At 45.6% G+C, this 16,848-nt stretch carries 11 protein-coding genes; 8 read left to right on the forward strand and 3 right to left on the reverse strand.

Going from position 1 to position 16,848, the window contains the following annotated elements; all coding sequences use genetic code 11:
* Nucleotides 1–2: 2 nt before the first annotated feature.
* A complete protein-coding gene (locus ACHUFM_RS04360; RefSeq protein ID WP_394179925.1) occupies nt 3–1,244 on the reverse strand; it encodes a PucR family transcriptional regulator in 1,242 nt (413 codons plus the stop codon).
* The gene (codB, locus tag ACHUFM_RS04365) at nt 1,241–2,497 is read right to left on the reverse strand and encodes a cytosine permease (protein ID WP_394179927.1); all 1,257 of its coding nucleotides are present in this window, start codon (nt 2,495–2,497) and stop codon (nt 1,241–1,243) included. Before codB ends, ACHUFM_RS04360 begins: the two co-directional genes overlap by 4 nt.
* Before the next feature lie 367 nt (nt 2,498–2,864).
* Here codB and katG point away from each other — a divergent pair, with 367 nt between their 5' ends.
* The 3 genes from katG (at nt 2,865) to ACHUFM_RS04380 (ending at nt 7,932) form a co-directional block, all read left to right on the forward strand.
* A complete protein-coding gene (gene katG, locus ACHUFM_RS04370; RefSeq protein ID WP_394179929.1) occupies nt 2,865–5,066 on the forward strand; it encodes a catalase/peroxidase HPI in 2,202 nt (733 codons plus the stop codon).
* Nucleotides 5,067–5,421: 355 nt separating this feature from the next.
* Complete coding sequence (locus tag ACHUFM_RS04375; RefSeq protein ID WP_394179931.1) at nt 5,422–7,311, forward strand: methyl-accepting chemotaxis protein; 1,890 nt, start codon at nt 5,422–5,424, stop codon at nt 7,309–7,311.
* Nucleotides 7,312–7,461: 150 nt separating this feature from the next.
* Complete coding sequence (locus ACHUFM_RS04380; RefSeq protein ID WP_394179933.1) at nt 7,462–7,932, forward strand: DUF2127 domain-containing protein; 471 nt, start codon at nt 7,462–7,464, stop codon at nt 7,930–7,932.
* Between the two features lie 41 nt (nt 7,933–7,973).
* On the opposite strand, the gene ACHUFM_RS04385 is transcribed toward ACHUFM_RS04380, so the two are convergent.
* On the reverse strand, nt 7,974–8,840 hold the full coding sequence (locus tag ACHUFM_RS04385) for a MurR/RpiR family transcriptional regulator (protein WP_394179935.1): 867 nt from the start codon (nt 8,838–8,840) through the stop codon (nt 7,974–7,976).
* 450 nt (nt 8,841–9,290) lie between these two features.
* Between ACHUFM_RS04385 and ACHUFM_RS04390 the strand changes: the two genes are divergently transcribed.
* The 5 genes from ACHUFM_RS04390 to ACHUFM_RS04410 all read left to right on the forward strand — a co-directional run bounded on the left by ACHUFM_RS04390 (nt 9,291) and on the right by ACHUFM_RS04410 (nt 16,835).
* Nucleotides 9,291–10,448: a Gfo/Idh/MocA family protein gene (locus ACHUFM_RS04390; protein WP_394179937.1), complete on the forward strand. Its 1,158-nt coding sequence runs from the start codon at nt 9,291–9,293 to the stop codon at nt 10,446–10,448.
* Nucleotides 10,448–12,391, forward strand: coding sequence for a bifunctional 5-dehydro-2-deoxygluconokinase/5-dehydro-2-deoxyphosphogluconate aldolase (locus ACHUFM_RS04395; protein WP_394179939.1), 1,944 nt, complete (start codon nt 10,448–10,450; stop codon nt 12,389–12,391). Before ACHUFM_RS04390 ends, ACHUFM_RS04395 begins: the two co-directional genes overlap by 1 nt.
* A gap of 23 nt (nt 12,392–12,414) precedes the next feature.
* Complete coding sequence (gene iolD, locus ACHUFM_RS04400; RefSeq protein ID WP_394179941.1) at nt 12,415–14,277, forward strand: 3D-(3,5/4)-trihydroxycyclohexane-1,2-dione acylhydrolase (decyclizing); 1,863 nt, start codon at nt 12,415–12,417, stop codon at nt 14,275–14,277.
* Nucleotides 14,278–14,305: 28 nt separating this feature from the next.
* Nucleotides 14,306–15,229: a myo-inosose-2 dehydratase gene (gene iolE / locus ACHUFM_RS04405; RefSeq protein ID WP_394179943.1), complete on the forward strand. Its 924-nt coding sequence runs from the start codon at nt 14,306–14,308 to the stop codon at nt 15,227–15,229.
* Nucleotides 15,230–15,308: 79 nt separating this feature from the next.
* Complete coding sequence (locus ACHUFM_RS04410) at nt 15,309–16,835, forward strand: CoA-acylating methylmalonate-semialdehyde dehydrogenase (protein ID WP_394179945.1); 1,527 nt, start codon at nt 15,309–15,311, stop codon at nt 16,833–16,835.
* The last annotated feature ends 13 nt before the right edge of the window (nt 16,836–16,848 follow it).

Genomic DNA, 16,848 nt, shown 5'->3' on the forward strand with positions numbered 1-16,848 from the left:
CCTTAATCTTTGGTCAATAATGGGCTTTGATCATCCAAATTATGATGGTGAAATAATATTTGCTCGATCAACAGAGCGTTTTGTAAATTCAGTCGACTAAATGGGTCCTGCAAAGAATAGCCGAGTTTTTGTTCGATTCGCCCCAAACGATAACTTAGGGTATTACGATGAACACTCATGGCATCGGCGGTCTGCTGCAAATGACCAAAGTGGTTGAAATAGTGTTCAAGGGTACTTTTCATTTCTAAACTAGTGGCATCACGACAAAAGCACAAGTCACCTAGATGCTGTTTGCAAAAGTCAGCTAACATGTTTCGTTGTGGAATGGCGGCAAATAATTGGGCAATGCCCAGTTGTTCATAGAAAAAGAGTTTTTGATGAGGGTGCTTTATGGCAAATTGCAATGCTTGTCTGGCTTCTTCAACAGCCGTAGACAAGTCCTCTAAGCCTTGTTTTTGACTGCTAACTCCCATACTCAAAGCCAAATCTGGAAAGTTAGATTGTAGGCGTTCACGCAGTTGCGTAAGGTCTTCATACAGTTCAGTGAGTTCATTTTTCTGAGTAGGCCACACGGCCAGTAGGCCTTTCTCATCAGACAATACAGGCCATTCAATGTGGCGACGTTTTAACAAGGCTTCCAATGCTTGTTCAATTTGTTGATGTTGTTGGAGTTGTTGGTTGGCAGAAGGAGTTTGAGTGGCATCTTTCAGGCGATAGCTCAAGGATAAACCAACGAACGCAGATTGACTGCTGATACCAAGGTCTTTTGCTCTGAGATGAATCAATTCAGGGGCTTGTTGGAAACCATTTATTAACTTGCTTAAAAACAAGCGAACGGATTTACCTAGTAAGTTGTCTTGCACAATGGCGTTGCTGATGATTTCAGTGACCACCACCATCTTCAAGTTATAGGGTTGTTCAAACAAAGGGATTTGGTACTGGTTGGCTAATTCCAACACGGACTTAGGAATTTTTTGAATGAACTCTGGCCCAGTCAAGATAACCACCCCGGCTACTTGGCTTTGTGCTGCTTCGTGAATGAGCTGACCGAGGTTTTGTTCGTCCCGAGTATGATTGATTCCGGTGACAAACACCAATTCACCACCGCTGACCCAGGCTTGAATGGATTCATTTTCAGCAACATAAGGCCAACGCACTATGCGTTGGCCTCCGGTTAACCCAGCTCGAAAGGTGATGCTTTCAAGGCCGGGTAATTTAGGGATATCGGCACAACTGATGCTCATGAATGCTTAATGGCGGCCTTAGGTTGGTTTTGAGTAATCATCGTCAATACAGCATAGATCAGGATAGCACTGATCACACCAACAACAGGAGGCATCACAGGGGAGGCGTATGCTGCAGCAGAGGCAATAGCGTATGCCACTATGCCTGGCCAATGAAAAGCAGCGAGTTGACTGTTCGCTAGACTTGGGTATTGACCCTTATGGCGAATCCAGAAATCCGCCATAATGATGCCACCGATAGGGGGAATAAAAGTGCCCAGCAGCACCAAGAAAGGGATTAAGAAATTGTACATTCCAAAGACGGCAAGTAGGGTACCAATGGCGGCGCCAACAACCGTGACAGTGCGGCGTTTATCGGTGCGCAACAAATTGCAGCCAGCTACCGCAAAGTTGTAAATCGTGTTGTCTTGCGTCGTCCAGATGTTCATAAACAACATGAGTACTGCCAAAACCAAAAATCCTTGCGCTAACATAACATCGACAATGTCGGCTTGTTGGTAGATGAGTGTGCCCAATGCTCCTGTCAGCACCATAAGCCCATTGCCAATGAAAAAGGCCGCCATGGTGGCGATAATGGCAACTTTGCCACTGTTGGCAAAACGGCTCCAGTTGGTCGCTTGCGTGCCGCCACTGATAAAAGTACCAATGACTATGGTGACCGCAGCAGTGAAGCTAAGGCTCTCTGTGGTTTCAATGTTTAATAGACCTGCCATACCGCCTACATCGACTAAACCGGTATAGAGGCTGATTAGAATAAAGATCAGCATCAAAGGCACAGCAAATCGCGATAAAATTTCCATACCTTTGAAACCTATCATGGCGGTAATACAGAAGGCCATGCCAAACAGAATCATCAAAGGTGTTTGCCAACTTTCAGTAATGCCAGTGACTTTAACAAGCACTATGGCGAGAGTAGCGGTTCCCCATGCGTACCAACCGATTTGAGTGAAACCCAATACGAAGTCAGATAACTTACTGCCGACTTCGCCAAAACAATAACGTCCCATCAGCACGCTATTTAAACCGCTTTTAAAAGCAATATAAGCAAGTACTGAGGCGTAAGCGCCAAGTAAGAAATTGCCGAGCAATATTACCCACAAGAGCTCAGAGAAAGAAAAGGCTTTCCCCAAGGTTCCTCCAGCCCACATGGTGGCGGTGAAAAAGGTAAAACCTAACAACACAAACGCCATGGGCAGTAAGCCGCGACGTGCACTTTGTGGAACTTCAGATAACGGATAATCAGATTGGTTCATGACGCTCTCCTAATGCATCTTGTTGATACTCTAGTTGGTAAGCAACATATGAACCAGTTTTGGTGATAACAAAGTGAGAAGTGTTTTTTTGGCAATATGAACAAAAAAGTGTCAAGCATCTTAGGCAATCTATACAACTTCCATCTATCTTGCTCTATATGGGTCTAGGTTTGTTGTGAGTCTGTGCGCCATCTAGTGACGCAAATTGGGGCAAGCCTATCGCATTGTTAGTTTTTATTTATTAGATGTTATTTATTAATAGCTTTATAAATATCATAACGATGTGAAGAAAACCGTTTGCATCCATTTGTAGCAGCCGTCCTGAGTGAGTCAGCAACTCAGGGTAATAAAAAAGTAGGAGAAGGTTATGTCTAATGAAAGCAAGTGCCCATTTCACCATGGGACTGGAGTGTCAACACAAACTGCAGGCCGTGGTACCAGTAACAAAGATTGGTGGCCAAATCAGCTGAATCTTAAAATTCTGCACCAACACTCGAAAGAGTCGAACCCAATGGCAGACGACTTTAACTATGCCGAAGCCTTCAACAGTTTGGATTTAGAAGCGGTGCGACAAGATCTCTACGCTTTAATGACGGATTCTCAAGATTGGTGGCCAGCAGACTACGGGCATTATGGTCCTTTCTTTATTCGAATGGCTTGGCACAGTGCTGGTACTTACCGAACAGCAGATGGTCGCGGTGGTGCTACTTCCGGTACGCAGCGTTTTGCCCCACTTAATAGCTGGCCAGATAATGTCAACTTAGACAAAGCTCGACGCCTTTTATGGCCCATCAAACAAAAATACGGTCGTAAGATTTCTTGGGCAGATTTAATGATTTTAGCCGGTAACTGCGCGTTGGAATCTATGGGCTTTAAAACCTTTGGTTTCGCTGGTGGCCGTGTGGATGTATGGGAACCAGAAGACGATATTTATTGGGGAACCGAAACCACTTGGTTGGATGACGAACGTTACTCAGGCGAGCGTGAGCTAGAAAACCCTCTAGCAGCAGTGCAAATGGGCTTAATTTACGTCAACCCAGAGGGGCCAAATGGCAAACCTGATCCACTCGCGTCGGCGTATGATATTCGCGACACTTTCGCCCGTATGGCAATGAACGACGAAGAAACGGTTGCTTTGGTGGCTGGTGGTCATACCTTTGGTAAAACTCACGGTGCAGGTGATGCTGCGCAGGTGGGTCCTGATCCTGAAGCGGCCGGTATCACCGAGCAAGGTTTTGGTTGGCGCAATAGTCAGGGCAGTGGCCATGGTGTCGATACCATTTCCAGCGGTTTGGAAGGCGCTTGGACGCCGAATCCGATTCAATGGGATAACGGTTACTTTGACACCTTGTTGAACAATGAATGGGAGTTAACCACCAGTCCTGCTGGTGCCACCCAATGGAAACCAAAAGGTGGCGCCTTGGCCGATGCGGTGCCTGATGCTCACGATGCAACGAAACGTCATGCGCCTATGATGTCGACGGCCGACATGGCACTAAAAGTCGATCCTGTTTACGCCGAAATTTCGCAACGTTTTTACGAAAATCCAGACCAGTTAGCTGATGCCTTTGCTCGTGCTTGGTATAAATTGACACACCGTGATATGGGGCCGGTTGAGCGTTACTTGGGACCTTTGGTGCCGAGTGAAGAATTGATTTGGCAAGACCCTGTGTCTGAAAGCACGCGTTCGCTAGTGGATCAAAATGATATTGCATCATTAAAAGAAAAGATTTCACAAAGTGGTCTGTCCGTCGCACAAATGGTATCAACCGCTTGGGCTTCAGCGTCTACTTACCGTGGTTCTGACATGCGTGGTGGAGCCAACGGCGCTCGTATTCGCCTGGCGCCACAAAAAGATTGGGCGGTGAATGAACCGGCTAAATTGGCACTTGTGCTAGGAGAGTTAGAAAGCATACAAACAGAATTCAACCAAGCGCAGACCAGTGGCAAACACATCTCATTGGCTGATTTGATTGTTTTGGCTGGCTCTGTTGGTGTTGAGCAAGCTGCTAAAGCAGCGGGTTTCGATATTGAGGTGCCATTTACACCGGGTCGTGGTGATGCCACGCAAGAGCAGACAGATGTGGAATCTTTTGCGGTATTGGAACCTTTAGTGGATGGCTTTAGAAATTATCAAAAAGCCAAATTCACCGTCAGCACAGAAGAAATGCTGTTGGATAAAGCACAATTATTGACCCTTTCTGCGCCTGAAATGACGGTTCTATTAGGTGGCTTGAGAGTGTTGGGTGTCAATCACGCCGACTCTGAACAAGGTGTTTTAACGCAGCGAAAAGCGGTATTGAGCAATGACTTTTTTGTCAACTTGCTTGATATGGGCACTCAATGGGGGGCGACTTCGGACGATGAAATGGCGTTTGAAGGGCGTGATCGTAAAACCGGTGCCAAACGTTGGACAGCGACTCGAGCAGACCTAATTTTCGGTTCGAATTCGCAACTGCGCGCAATTGCTGAAGTCTATGCTTGCTCTGATTCACATGATGATTTTGTGAAGGATTTCGTAGCGGCATGGACCAAAGTGATGGAGCTGGATCGATTCGATCTAGCTTAACTCCTAAGGGAAGGGTGAATGATTCTGCTAGATTGATTTCCACTTCCTAGTGTTACCACGCAAAGCCCCGCTACTGAAAAGTAGTGGGGCTTTTTGTGTTTCTGCTGTCCGTTTATTTTTGGTCGACTGATCGATGTTGGTGTGGAATGCTTTGGTAATTGAAGCTTGGTGCTTTTTTTGTTTAAAGAACAATCAGATGAATTGCTGTAAGGCAAGGTTTTCAAGGGTTGGCGAAGATTCTTCTCGATTGTATTTTGTAATAAATTGTCAATATCTATCCTGTTTAATCTAAAGAACAGTAATAATCGCGTTTTTATTGCTTCTTTCTCATGATTGCTATGCGCAGGGTTAAAATATGAAAGTATCTCACAAGGTGGTAATGGCGGCGTCTTTGGTCGTTGTATTTGCCTTTTCGCTCTATTCTTTTGTCCAATATCAAAGCTTGAAATCCGCTTTGTATGAAAAAACAGAAGTGAGCACGCAAGAAAGCAGTAAAGCGCTGGCATTGCAGATTAATAATTGGCTAAATGCTAAGTTGGCGGTGATTGATTTGGCCGCACAGAATATTGATGCGAATTTCAGTAAGCAAAAAATTCAGGATACGTTTAATTTACCCCTCTATAAAAATGAGTTCTTGTTGCTGTTTGGTGGTTTAGAGTCTGAAAATGGCAAAGCCATTAGTAATGACCCTTCTTGGATTCCGCCAATGGATTGGGATGCTCGAAAACGCCCTTGGTACGCGACGGCAAAACCGCATGATCGAGCGGTATTAACCGCGCCTTATGCGGATGCGACAACGGGTGATATTCTGATTTCTGTCGTCGCCAATTTCACTGATAACGGACAGTTTAAGGGGGCATTTGGTGGCGACTTAAGTTTGAAAGTGGTTTCTGATGCAGTGAATTCCTTGAATTTTAATCAAACTGGTTACGCTTTTCTAATTAGTAAAAATGGCAAAATCATCAGTCACCCAGATACTGAATTGAATGGTAAATCTGTATCAGACTTATTGCAGGGCGGTATGCCGAAAATGGTGACCGAATTGATGCCGAAAAAACTCGCCGATGGAACAAATGTCTATGTGACATTCAGCCCGTTAGAAGATTTATACGGAGCGGATTGGTATGTTGGTGTGGTGTTAAACGAAAATAAATTGTTTGCCGATGTTCGTTCATTCGGCTGGATCGCATTCTTTAGTACTTTAATTGCCGTTTTGCTTGTGTCTGTGGTTCTGTATTTGGTTATTACTAAACTATTGCAACCATTACGTGCTTTGCAAAGTTCATTGCAAGAGATCAACGATGGTAATGGTGATCTAACGAAACGTTTGGAAGTGAATCGCAATGATGAATTTGGAGTGGTGTCAGATGAGTTTAATAAGTTTGTAGCGCATTTGCAGACACTGATTTCAGAAGTCAAAGGTCGCTCGTTAAAGGTTCGTGAGAACACAGATAAAACAGCGGCTTCTGCAAATCAGTCAGCTAATGCTCTTTACACGCAGTTAAGTGAGTTAGACCATTTGGCCACGGCCATGCACCAAATGTCGGCCACCGCACACGATGTTGCTGATAATGCGCAAACAGCAGCAGGGCGAGCCAATCAGGCCGATGTCGCCGCCAAAGATGGTCAACAAGTGGTTGAACAAACAACCGCATCCATTGCTCGTTTAACTGAGCGCATGGGAGAAGTGGTGGAAACCATCAACGAATTGGTGGGCTACAGTAATAACATTGAATCCATTTTGACCGTGATTACAGACATTGCGGATCAGACTAATTTATTGGCTCTAAACGCGGCGATCGAGGCCGCGCGTGCAGGTGAGCAGGGGCGCGGTTTCGCAGTAGTAGCGGATGAAGTAAGAACACTGGCTTCGAAAACGCAAGAATCTACCGAGCAAATTCAGACCATGATCCAACAGCTGCAAAATGGTGTGCGTGTGGCGGAGAAGGTGATTTTGGAAAACCGTGAAGACGCTACCGTTACTCAAGAAGTGGCAACCAAAGCGAAGGCATCATTAGAAGTCATTCGCAGCAGCATTAATGAAATTAATGATATGACGGTGCAGATTGCCGCCGCCGCAGAGCAGCAAAGTGCGACCTCAAATGAAATTAATCGCAACACCACGAATATCCGCGACATCAGTCAGACTGTTTCTGTGGCTGTAGGTGATCAATCTCAATTATGTGAAACTATGGTTGGCATCACGACGGAACAAGCTGAGTCATTAGACAAGTTTAAGGTTTAACTTTTTAAGCTTTATTTAAAAACTCATATAGCAAAGCCAAACAGAATATTCTGTTTGGCTTTTTTTGTGCGTGTTCCCCAATCTACTTGTCTCATCATGCTTTTGTCATCTTCTCTGGTTAGTCTGTCATTTTTAGGGTTAGAGACACAAATGAAGTTTGAAGGCTTGCATGCATTAGCCTTGATGGAAGGCATCAAAGGAGTAATTGCTTTGACGCTTGTTTTATTGGTGTACTTTTTATCAGGACAAGATTTGCATGCTATTGCGTTGGAGAGAATGCGAGCCTTGGCCATATCTGAGCAAAGCCATTATGCCCAATGGCTATTGATGCTTGCTGATAAAGTCTCACAGGGGCGTTTCCCTATGTTTACTAGCTTGGCTTTATTGTACGCCAGCTTGCGTTTTGTGATGGCGTATGGACTTTGGTTTCATTTACGTTGGACGGAGTGGTTTGCCTTTCTAAGTGGTTGCTTGTATATCCCGGTTGAGCTCTATGCTATTTATCAAGACGTAGCAAAGCTCAGCAATTGGATGATTTTGCTCTTTAATCTCATCGTTGTGAGTTATTTGTTTTGGGTACTACAGCGAGATAAGTCTAAGCCAGCACGGCATGTGGTTTAATCTGGTTAGAACCGAAAGATTCGCTACAAATCATGCTTTCTCTAATGTTTCCACTGTATCTGTTTGGTGTCGCCAATCTGACCATCCGCATTTAAACGGTATGCCAGTGACACCAATAAGGTTTGTGCCAGTGTCATGGAGGAGGTTAGAGAGCGAAATCCCATGACTTCCGCTTCTTTAATGTCAAAACACACATCAGACATGCCGGCCAAAGGGCTGATTTTGCTGTCGGTAATGGCGATGACTTTCGCCCCCGCAGCATAGGCGTACTCACTGACTGTGACGGTTTCTTGTGCGTAAGGGCTGAAGGTAGTGGCTATGATCACATCATCTTTACGAATGTTACTGGCTTGCTCTACCAACATGCCTCCACCACCGTCGATTAAGTGCGTGGTTTTATTCAAGTGGCGTAAGCTGTAGGCAAAATAACTGGAAATAGGAAATGCTCGACGCAAGCCAATTAGGTAGATGTTTTGAGCTTGCTCCAATAGATCCACGGCAGTATTCAAAGCGTCAGGTGAAAACTGATGAGCCATGTGGCTCATGGAAAAGGCATTACTACTGCTAAATTCACTCAGTACATCGCTGGCGTTGATGCTATGCCCAGCGGTGTTTTTGTTCATTTTGACCCGTTCGCTGTAACTGGCGGTTGACGTTTGTTCCACCAAGGATTGGCGAAACAGGTTTTGCATTTCACTGAAGCCATTGTATTCAAACGCCGCAGCAAAGCGTACTAAAGTAGAAGGTGGTACACCACATTGTTGTGCGAGACTGGCAACGGTTTCTAGGGCAACTGTATTCGGATGTTCTAGTAAAAACCGTGCTACCTGTTGTAAACGCTTAGACAGATTATCGTAGTTACGGCTAATAGATTGTTGTAATTGTTCAAGGCTAGAAGGTGCGGCCAAAGTAGCTCTCCTTATCATTATTAGAGTTTTATATGGAGATGCTGATTATGGGCATTCCAGCTGGAGCTACTACTAGATGACTTCCTCTTTGAATAAGGCTTGAGCATTAAAGAGCAGATTCCTAAAACACAAATTTTAGAACCTATGTTTCAAAAAAGCAAATTTTATGAACGTCTTGTTTTCATTGTTAGTTTTTTATCTATATGTTTTTAAAGGGTTTTATTTCTTTAATATGATCTTGAATAAGAAAACCCCTAAAAAAATCAAAATATTTTTTTTATTTGTTGAATTTTTTGAAATAAATATTCTATTATTGTTCTGTTGTTGAAATAAACGATAAATATAAAAACAAATTTTGTTTCGGCGCAGGGTACGTCTGCCACCGCTGAGCAAGTAACAAATAAAGCATAGACTCGGTTTAATTCGGGTTTTGTTTAGAGGTTAAGGTCGATGTCTAAGCAACTTAGAGTGGGAATGGTTGGATCAGGTTATATGGGGAAGGCACATGCGATTGCCTATCGTAACGCGATGGCTGCATTTGAGATATCCAATCAATCTCTGATATGTGACATGTTAGCGGATGCGACACCTGAATTGGCCAAACAGAAAGCGACAGAACTTGGCTTTCATCGCTTCACTGGGGATTGGAAAGAGTTAGTTGCCGATCCGCAGATCGATGTGGTTGATATTTGCGCACCGAATTTTCTTCACAAAGACATAGCCTTAGCGGCTATTGCTGAAGGCAAACATGTATACAGCGAAAAGCCGCTGGCATTGAGTGCGGCAGACGCCAAACTTATGACGGAAGCGGCAGAGGCTGCAGGTGTGAAAACATTAGTCGGCTTTAATTATATCAAAAATCCTACAGTGCAATTTATTAAGCGGCTTATCGAGCGTGGCGAGTTAGGCGACATCGTGCACTTTCGTGGTGTCTTTAATGAAGACTACCTAGCCGATGCAACTTTGCCTTTTAGTTGGCGCTTACAAAAAGAGTTTGCTGGTACCGGTGCATTAAACGACTTGGGATCGCATTTAGTGCAATTGGCATTGCACTTGGTAGGCCCAATTCATGAATTGTGTGCAGATCTGAAGATTGTGCACTCTCAACGTCCAGTGGCAAGTCCTGCTGCGCAAAGCTCAGCCATGGGCGAAGTCGAAAATGATGATCAAGCACACATGGTGGTGCGGTTTGCCAATGGTGCGCAAGGCACGCTGGAAACCTCTCGTGTGGCTTGGGGTAGAAAAAATGGTTTGTCGTTTGAACTCACCGGTACGAAAGGTAGCGTGGTTTTTGATCAGGAAAGTTTGTCTGAATTTTCACTTTACCTGTCTGGTGAGCAGCCAGACGTACAGGGCTTTAAACGAGTATTGGTTGGGCCTGAACATCCGGACTATGCCGCATTTTGTGTGTCGGCTGGGCACGGTTTGGGCTTCAATGATATGAAAGCAGTTGAAATTCGTGACCTCTATGAGGGCATTGTTCATGGTCAAACCCTATGGCCAGATTTTAGAGCGGCTGCGCAAGTCAATGTGATACTCGATGACGTACTTAAGTCATATGAAGGAAATGCTTGGGTCAAGGTTGAACAATATGATGGGGATCGATAATGAAAAATAAGAATCTGGATGTCATCTGTTTAGGTCGTGCGGCGGTGGATTTGTATGCCGAACAAATCGGCGCGCCATTAGAAGATGTCAGTAGTTTTAAGAAGTATTTGGGTGGATCGTCAGCCAATATTGCATTTGGTACGGCTCGCATGGGGTTGAAGTCTGCCATGTTAACTCGTGTCGGCGATGAGCACATGGGACGTTTTGTGCGTAATGAGTTGGCTCGCGCTGGGGTCGATGTATCCCATACGGTGACAGATCAGGACCGCTTAACTGGTTTGGTATTGCTGGGCATTAAAGATCAGGATACGTTTCCGCTTATTTTCTATCGTGAAAATTGCGCCGACATGGCCATTTCAGAAGAGGATTTTGATGAGGAGTTTATTGCCTCATCAAAAGCTTTATTGATTACGGGAACCCATTTCTCTACGGAATCTACCGATAAAACCGCTCGTAAGGCTATTGAATTCGCTAGAGCGAATGACACCAAGGTGGTCATCGACATCGACTATCGTCCTGTACTCTGGGGCTTGACTGGTCGTGGTGAAGGGGAAAATCGTTTTGTTTCTGACGATGCTGTTACGCAACATATTATGTCTATTTTGCCGTTGTGCGATTTGATTGTGGGTACGGAAGAAGAGTTTCACATTGCGGGTGGTTGCGAAGATACCATTGAATGTTTGAAACGTATTCGTAAAGTATCGTCTGCTGAGTTAGTTGTGAAACGCGGTGCTTTGGGATGCTCTGTGTTCAAGGGTGACATTCCTGACACCTTGGATGAAGGTATTACTCGTTACGGTGTGACCGTTGATGTGCTCAATGTGTTGGGTGCTGGGGATGCTTTCTTGAGTGGTTATTTGCGTGGTTGGATCAATCAAGAAAGTACCGAAAACGCGTGTGATTATGCCAATGCATGTGGGGCCATTGTGGTATCGCGTCATGGTTGTTCGCCTGCCATGCCTAGCTTGGAAGAGCTAGATTATTACCTGATACATCGTGATGAAATTTTACGTCCAGATTTGGATCCAGTGTTGAATTATTTGCATCGTGTTACGACCCAACGTATCGAGCGTGAAGGGGAAGACAAAGATTGGCAAGACATGTGTATTTTAGCTTTTGATCACAGACGTCAATTTGTTGATATGTGTCGTGAAGCCGGTGCGCCTATTTCGCGTATCAGCAAAGCGAAAGAGTTGATTTTGCAAGCAGCTTATGAAGGCGCGCAAACCCTAGGCGATACTGTGGGTGGAACGGGGATCTTGGCGGATGGCACCTTTGCACAAAATGTGTTGAATGATATTACAGGTAAGGACCATTGGATTGCACGTCCGGTAGAGATGCCGAGCAGTCGCCCAATACGCTTTGAACTTGGCAATAATATTGGTCAAGCCATTGCGACTTGGCCTGCTAATCACATAGTCAAATGCTTGGTGTTTTATCATCCAGATGACGAAGTAAATTTGCGCAGTGAGCAAGAGCAAAAAGTCATGGACTTGTATCGTGCTTGCTGTACCACCGGACATGAACTTCTATTGGAAATTATTCCGCCAGCAGGTTCTCATGTAGACGATGAGACATTGTCTCGCTCTATTGAGCGTTTCTACAATCTTGGTGTGTTCCCAGATTGGTGGAAGCTACCTCCATCTAGCAAAGCGTCTTGGCAGAGCATAAAGGCTGTTATTAAGGCACGTGCACCGCATTGTCGTGGCGTTGTGTTATTGGGCTTGGATGCGCCTGTGGATGAACTGAAGGCTGGTTTCGAAGCCGCAGATACTGATCTATGTAAAGGCTTTGCCATTGGTCGTACTATTTTCTCTACACCAACCAAAGCATGGTTGAAAAATGATATCAACGATGCCGAGTTTGTGGCTCAGGTGAAAAGTAATTATCTTGAAATGAGTGAACACTGGCGTCAGCGTAACCAAGTGGGTAAGTCTCTTTAATCGCCCGCTAACGGAGGCAAAAAATGGAAACAATTCGTTTGACCATGGCACAGGCCTTGGTAAAGCATTTGCAAGCGCAATACACAGTGATTGATGGTAAAGAAGTGCCATTATTTGGCGGTGCTTGGGCGATTTTTGGTCACGGTAATGTGGCTGGGATCGGGGAAGCGCTGGCGCAAGTTAAAGAAGAATTTACCACTTATCGTGCGCACAATGAGCAGGGCATGGCGCTAGCCGCTTGTGCCTATGCTAAACAACATAGACGTCAGCGTATTATGGCTTGTACCACATCGATCGGCCCCGGTGCGTTGAATATGGTAACGGCAGCGGGTTTGGCCATGGCTAACCGTCTACCTGTGTTGTTCTTACCAGGTGATGTGTTTGCTTCGCGAACGCCAGATCCTGTGCTTCAGCAAGTAGAGCATTTCAATGATCCAAGTATGTCGGTAAACGACAGTTTCCGCCCTGTGTCACGATACTTTGATCGTATTAATCGTCCTGAGCAGCTCATTACCAGTTTGCCTGTGGCGATCAATACTATGTTGGATCCGATTTCATGTGGTCCAGCCACCCTTGCTTTGCCGCAAGACGTGCAGGCCATGGCTTACGATTATCCGCTTAGCTTCTTCGCTAAAAAAGTACATGGGTTGCGTCGCAATCGTGCTGATGTACAACAGTTATCTAATGCGATTGAGGCCATTAAGCAAGCAAAGAAACCTTTGATGGTGATAGGTGGTGGTGCGCATTACAGTGACGCTTTGCCAGAAATCAAAGCCTTCGTTGAAAAACATGGCGTTCCAGCCTGTGAAACGCAAGCGGGTAAGGGCGCTTTACCATGGGATCATCAATGGAATTTGGGTTCAGTCGGTGTGACGGGCTCCAGTGGGGCGAATGCGGCAGCGCAAGAAGCCGACTTGGTCATTGCCGTGGGCACTCGCTTGCAAGACTTTACCTCGGCGTCTCGTACCTTGTTTGCCAATCCAGACTGCACCTTGTTGAGTCTCAATACTGCGCCTTTTGATGCGGAAAAGCACAATGCTTTGCCATTGGTGGCGGACGCGAAAACCAGCCTACAAGAGATGCAAGCGGATTTGTCTGCTTGGCAGAGTGATCAGGCATGGCAAACGCAAGTCATGGACTGGAATAAAGCTTGGTTAGCCGCTGTAGACAAGGCGACAGCTTTGCCACAACAGGCGAGTGATACCGCTTATTTGCCTACTGATGCCAACGTCATTGGCGTCATCAATCGTCAGGCACAAGCTAATACCACCATAGTGCAAGCGGCAGGTGGTCTGCCAGGTGAGCTACATAAGTTATGGCGTACTTCGGATGACTTGGGTTATCACGTGGAATATGGCTTCTCTTGCATGGGCTATGAAATTGCTGGTGGCATGGGCGTGAAAATGGCCACACCTGAGCGTGACGTGATTGTGATGGTTGGTGATGGTAGCTATTTGATGCTCAATTCTGAGATCGCGACCTCAGTCATGCTGGGTTTGAAACTCACCATAGTGGTGTTGGACAACCGTGGTTATGCCTGCATTAACCGTTTGCAAAATGCCTGTGGTGGTGAGTCGTTCAACAACCTACTACAAGACTGTCATACGGTGGAAGCCGGTGCGCCAAAAACCGATTTTGCGGCACACGCCAAAGCGTTAGGTGCTGAGTCCGAGCAGGTCGCTTGTTTGGCCGAATTGGACGCCGCGTTAGAGCGTGCCCGAGCCAGTGACAAAACTTATGTAATCGCCATTGATACTGACCCTATGCCAAGTACACAAGAAGGTGGTGCTTGGTGGGATGTGGCCGTACCAGAGGTATCGAGTAGACAGCAAGTAGTGGATGCTGAGCGTCACTATCAAGTTGCGAAACAAAAACAGCCTTATTAATCATTGAAACGATTTAGGATGCAATCAGATGAACAAAAATAACAACGCAGTAGCTGCTTCTAACGTTCGAATTGGCATTAATCCGCTGACTTGGACAAATGATGATTTGCCTTCATTGGGGGCTGATACGCCTTTGGAAGTGTGTTTGAGTGAAGCCCGCCAAGCCGGCTACAGTGGCATCGAATTAGGTAATAAATTCCCACGTGACCCTGTGGTACTTGGGCCAATTCTGCAAAAACATGACTTGTCCTTGGTGTCAGGCTGGTACAGCGCGCGTTTAATGGAGCGTAGTGTGGAAGAAGAAATTGCCGCCATGCAAGATCATTTAAACCTGCTTAAAGCACTAGGATCTGATGTCATGGTGTTTGCCGAAGTCACTAATTGCATTCACGGTGATCAGTCTGCTCCTTTGTCACAGCGTCCAGGTATGACTGAGCTGCAATGGGTTGAATACGCTAAGCGTATTACCCAAGTGGCGGATTACATGGCCGAGCAAGGTGTTAAATTGGCTTATCACCATCATATGGGCACTGTCATTGAAACCGCTGAAGAAGTGGACAAATTGATGGCCATGACGGGCAATAATGTTGGGTTGCTATTAGACACAGGTCACATCACCTTTGCGGGTGGTAATCCTCTGGAAATGGCGAAGAAACATGCTCAACGTATTGTTCATGTGCATTGTAAGGATATTCGTCCAAGCATCTTAAAGGACAATCTAAACCGTGACAGTGCGTTTTTAAATGCCGTATTAGATGGTGTTTACACCGTACCAGGTGACGGCAGCATAGATTATGCCCCGATTTTCGATGTGTTAAAAAGCGTCGATTATCAAGGTTGGATTGTGGTGGAAGCTGAGCAGGATCCTGCGATTGCGCATCCGCTAACCTATGCCACCATGGGATATAAGTACTTGTCGAGCAATCTGCAACAAGCAGGGTTTGCGATTTAACACAAGCTGATAATAAACAACAGGGAGCGCCAAAAAGGTGTTCTGTTTACCGAATTGATGAATGAAAGAGAGAAGGTTTATGTCTAGTTCAAACACACTGATGGGTAATTTTATTGATAATCAGTTTGTCGCGAGTGCCTCAGCTCGTCAGGCTAATGTATTCAATCCTGCTACTGGTGATGTATCGTTGCAGGTGTCGTTAAGTACGGTTTCTGAGACGGAAGCAGCGATTGCATCCGCGCAAACTGCCTTTGAAACTTGGTCTCAGGTGACACCGCTAAATCGTGCCCGAGTGTTGTTTAAGTTTAAAGCATTGGTAGAAGCGAACAGTCGTGAATTGGCGGAGTTGATTTCCAGTGAACACGGTAAAGTATATTCCGATGCCTTAGGTGAATTGACTCGTGGTCTTGAGGTCGTGGAATTTGCTTGCGGTATTCCACATCTACAAAAAGGTGAACACAGTTTAAATGTGGGTCGTGGTGTAGACAGCTACAGTTTGATGCAGCCACTGGGTGTGTGCGCTGGTATCAGTCCATTTAACTTCCCAGCCATGGTGCCAATGTGGATGTTCCCTGTGGCGATTGCTTGCGGTAATACTTTTGTGATGAAACCATCCGAAAAAGACCCAAGCACCATTATGCGTTTGGCGGAATTGTTGAAAGAAGCTGGTTTACCTGATGGTGTGTTTAATGTGGTGAACGGCGATAAAGAGTCGGTTGATGTTTTGCTAACAGACGAGCGTGTTCAATCGGTGAGCTTTGTGGGTTCTACGCCCATCGCAGAATACATTTATGCGACAGCCAGCGCTCATGGTAAACGAGTTCAAGCCCTTGGTGGTGCAAAAAACCATATGTTGGTGATGCCTGATGCGGATCCGAATCAAGTAGTGAATTCCTTGATGGGCGCGGCTTACGGCTCTGCGGGTGAGCGTTGTATGGCAATCTCAGTGGTGGTTTGTGTTGGTGATGAAGTGGCGGATAACTTGATTGCGAAATTGCAGCAAGAGATTTCGACCATGACAGTTGGTCCTGGTCTGTATAAACAGTTTGGTCTAGAAGAAGAGCCTCACATGGGACCGCTGATCAGTAAAGAGCATGCTCAGAAAGTACGTGATTACATCACATCAGGGGAAGCAGAGGGTGCGACCTTGGTCGTGGATGGTCGTCAGTTTGTCCGCAAAAATCATGAACAGGGTTACTTTGTTGGACCAACCTTGTTTGACCATGTGAAAGAGAATATGCGAATTTACAAAGAAGAGATTTTTGGCCCAGTGTTGTCTGTGGTTCGCGTCGATTCTTACGAAGAAGGTTTGGCTTTAATCAACCAACACGAATACGGCAATGGTACGGCCATCTTTACTCGCGATGGTGATACTGCACGTCAGTTCACTGAGAAAGTACAAGTGGGCATGGTCGGCGTCAATGTACCGATTCCTGTGCCAATGGCCTTCCACAGTTTCGGTGGTTGGAAGCGTTCTTTATTTGGTCCTTTACACATGCATGGTCCAGATGGCGTACGTTTTTACACTCGTATGAAGACCGTCACAGCGCGCTGGCCAACAGGGCTTCGTGCAGGGCCAGAATTCTCTATGCCAACCATGAAGTAATGTTTTACGAGGG

Source organism: Marinomonas posidonica (assembly GCF_043643765.1).
Lineage (GTDB): Bacteria > Pseudomonadota > Gammaproteobacteria > Pseudomonadales > Marinomonadaceae > Marinomonas > Marinomonas posidonica_A.

Bases quoted from the DNA above. Each gene is read 5' to 3' on its own strand.
- ACHUFM_RS04360 (WP_394179925.1), bottom strand. From the start codon at position 1,244: ATGAGCATCAGTTGTGCCGATATCCCTAAATTACCCGGCCTTGAAAGC.
- codB (WP_394179927.1), bottom strand. From the start codon at position 2,497: ATGAACCAATCTGATTATCCGTTATCTGAAGTTCCACAAAGTGCACGT.
- katG (WP_394179929.1), top strand. From the start codon at position 2,865: ATGTCTAATGAAAGCAAGTGCCCATTTCACCATGGGACTGGAGTGTCA.
- ACHUFM_RS04375 (WP_394179931.1), top strand. From the start codon at position 5,422: ATGAAAGTATCTCACAAGGTGGTAATGGCGGCGTCTTTGGTCGTTGTA.
- ACHUFM_RS04380 (WP_394179933.1), top strand. From the start codon at position 7,462: ATGAAGTTTGAAGGCTTGCATGCATTAGCCTTGATGGAAGGCATCAAA.
- ACHUFM_RS04390 (WP_394179937.1), top strand. From the start codon at position 9,291: ATGTCTAAGCAACTTAGAGTGGGAATGGTTGGATCAGGTTATATGGGG.
- ACHUFM_RS04395 (WP_394179939.1), top strand. From the start codon at position 10,448: ATGAAAAATAAGAATCTGGATGTCATCTGTTTAGGTCGTGCGGCGGTG.
- iolD (WP_394179941.1), top strand. From the start codon at position 12,415: ATGGAAACAATTCGTTTGACCATGGCACAGGCCTTGGTAAAGCATTTG.
- iolE (WP_394179943.1), top strand. From the start codon at position 14,306: ATGAACAAAAATAACAACGCAGTAGCTGCTTCTAACGTTCGAATTGGC.
- ACHUFM_RS04410 (WP_394179945.1), top strand. From the start codon at position 15,309: ATGTCTAGTTCAAACACACTGATGGGTAATTTTATTGATAATCAGTTT.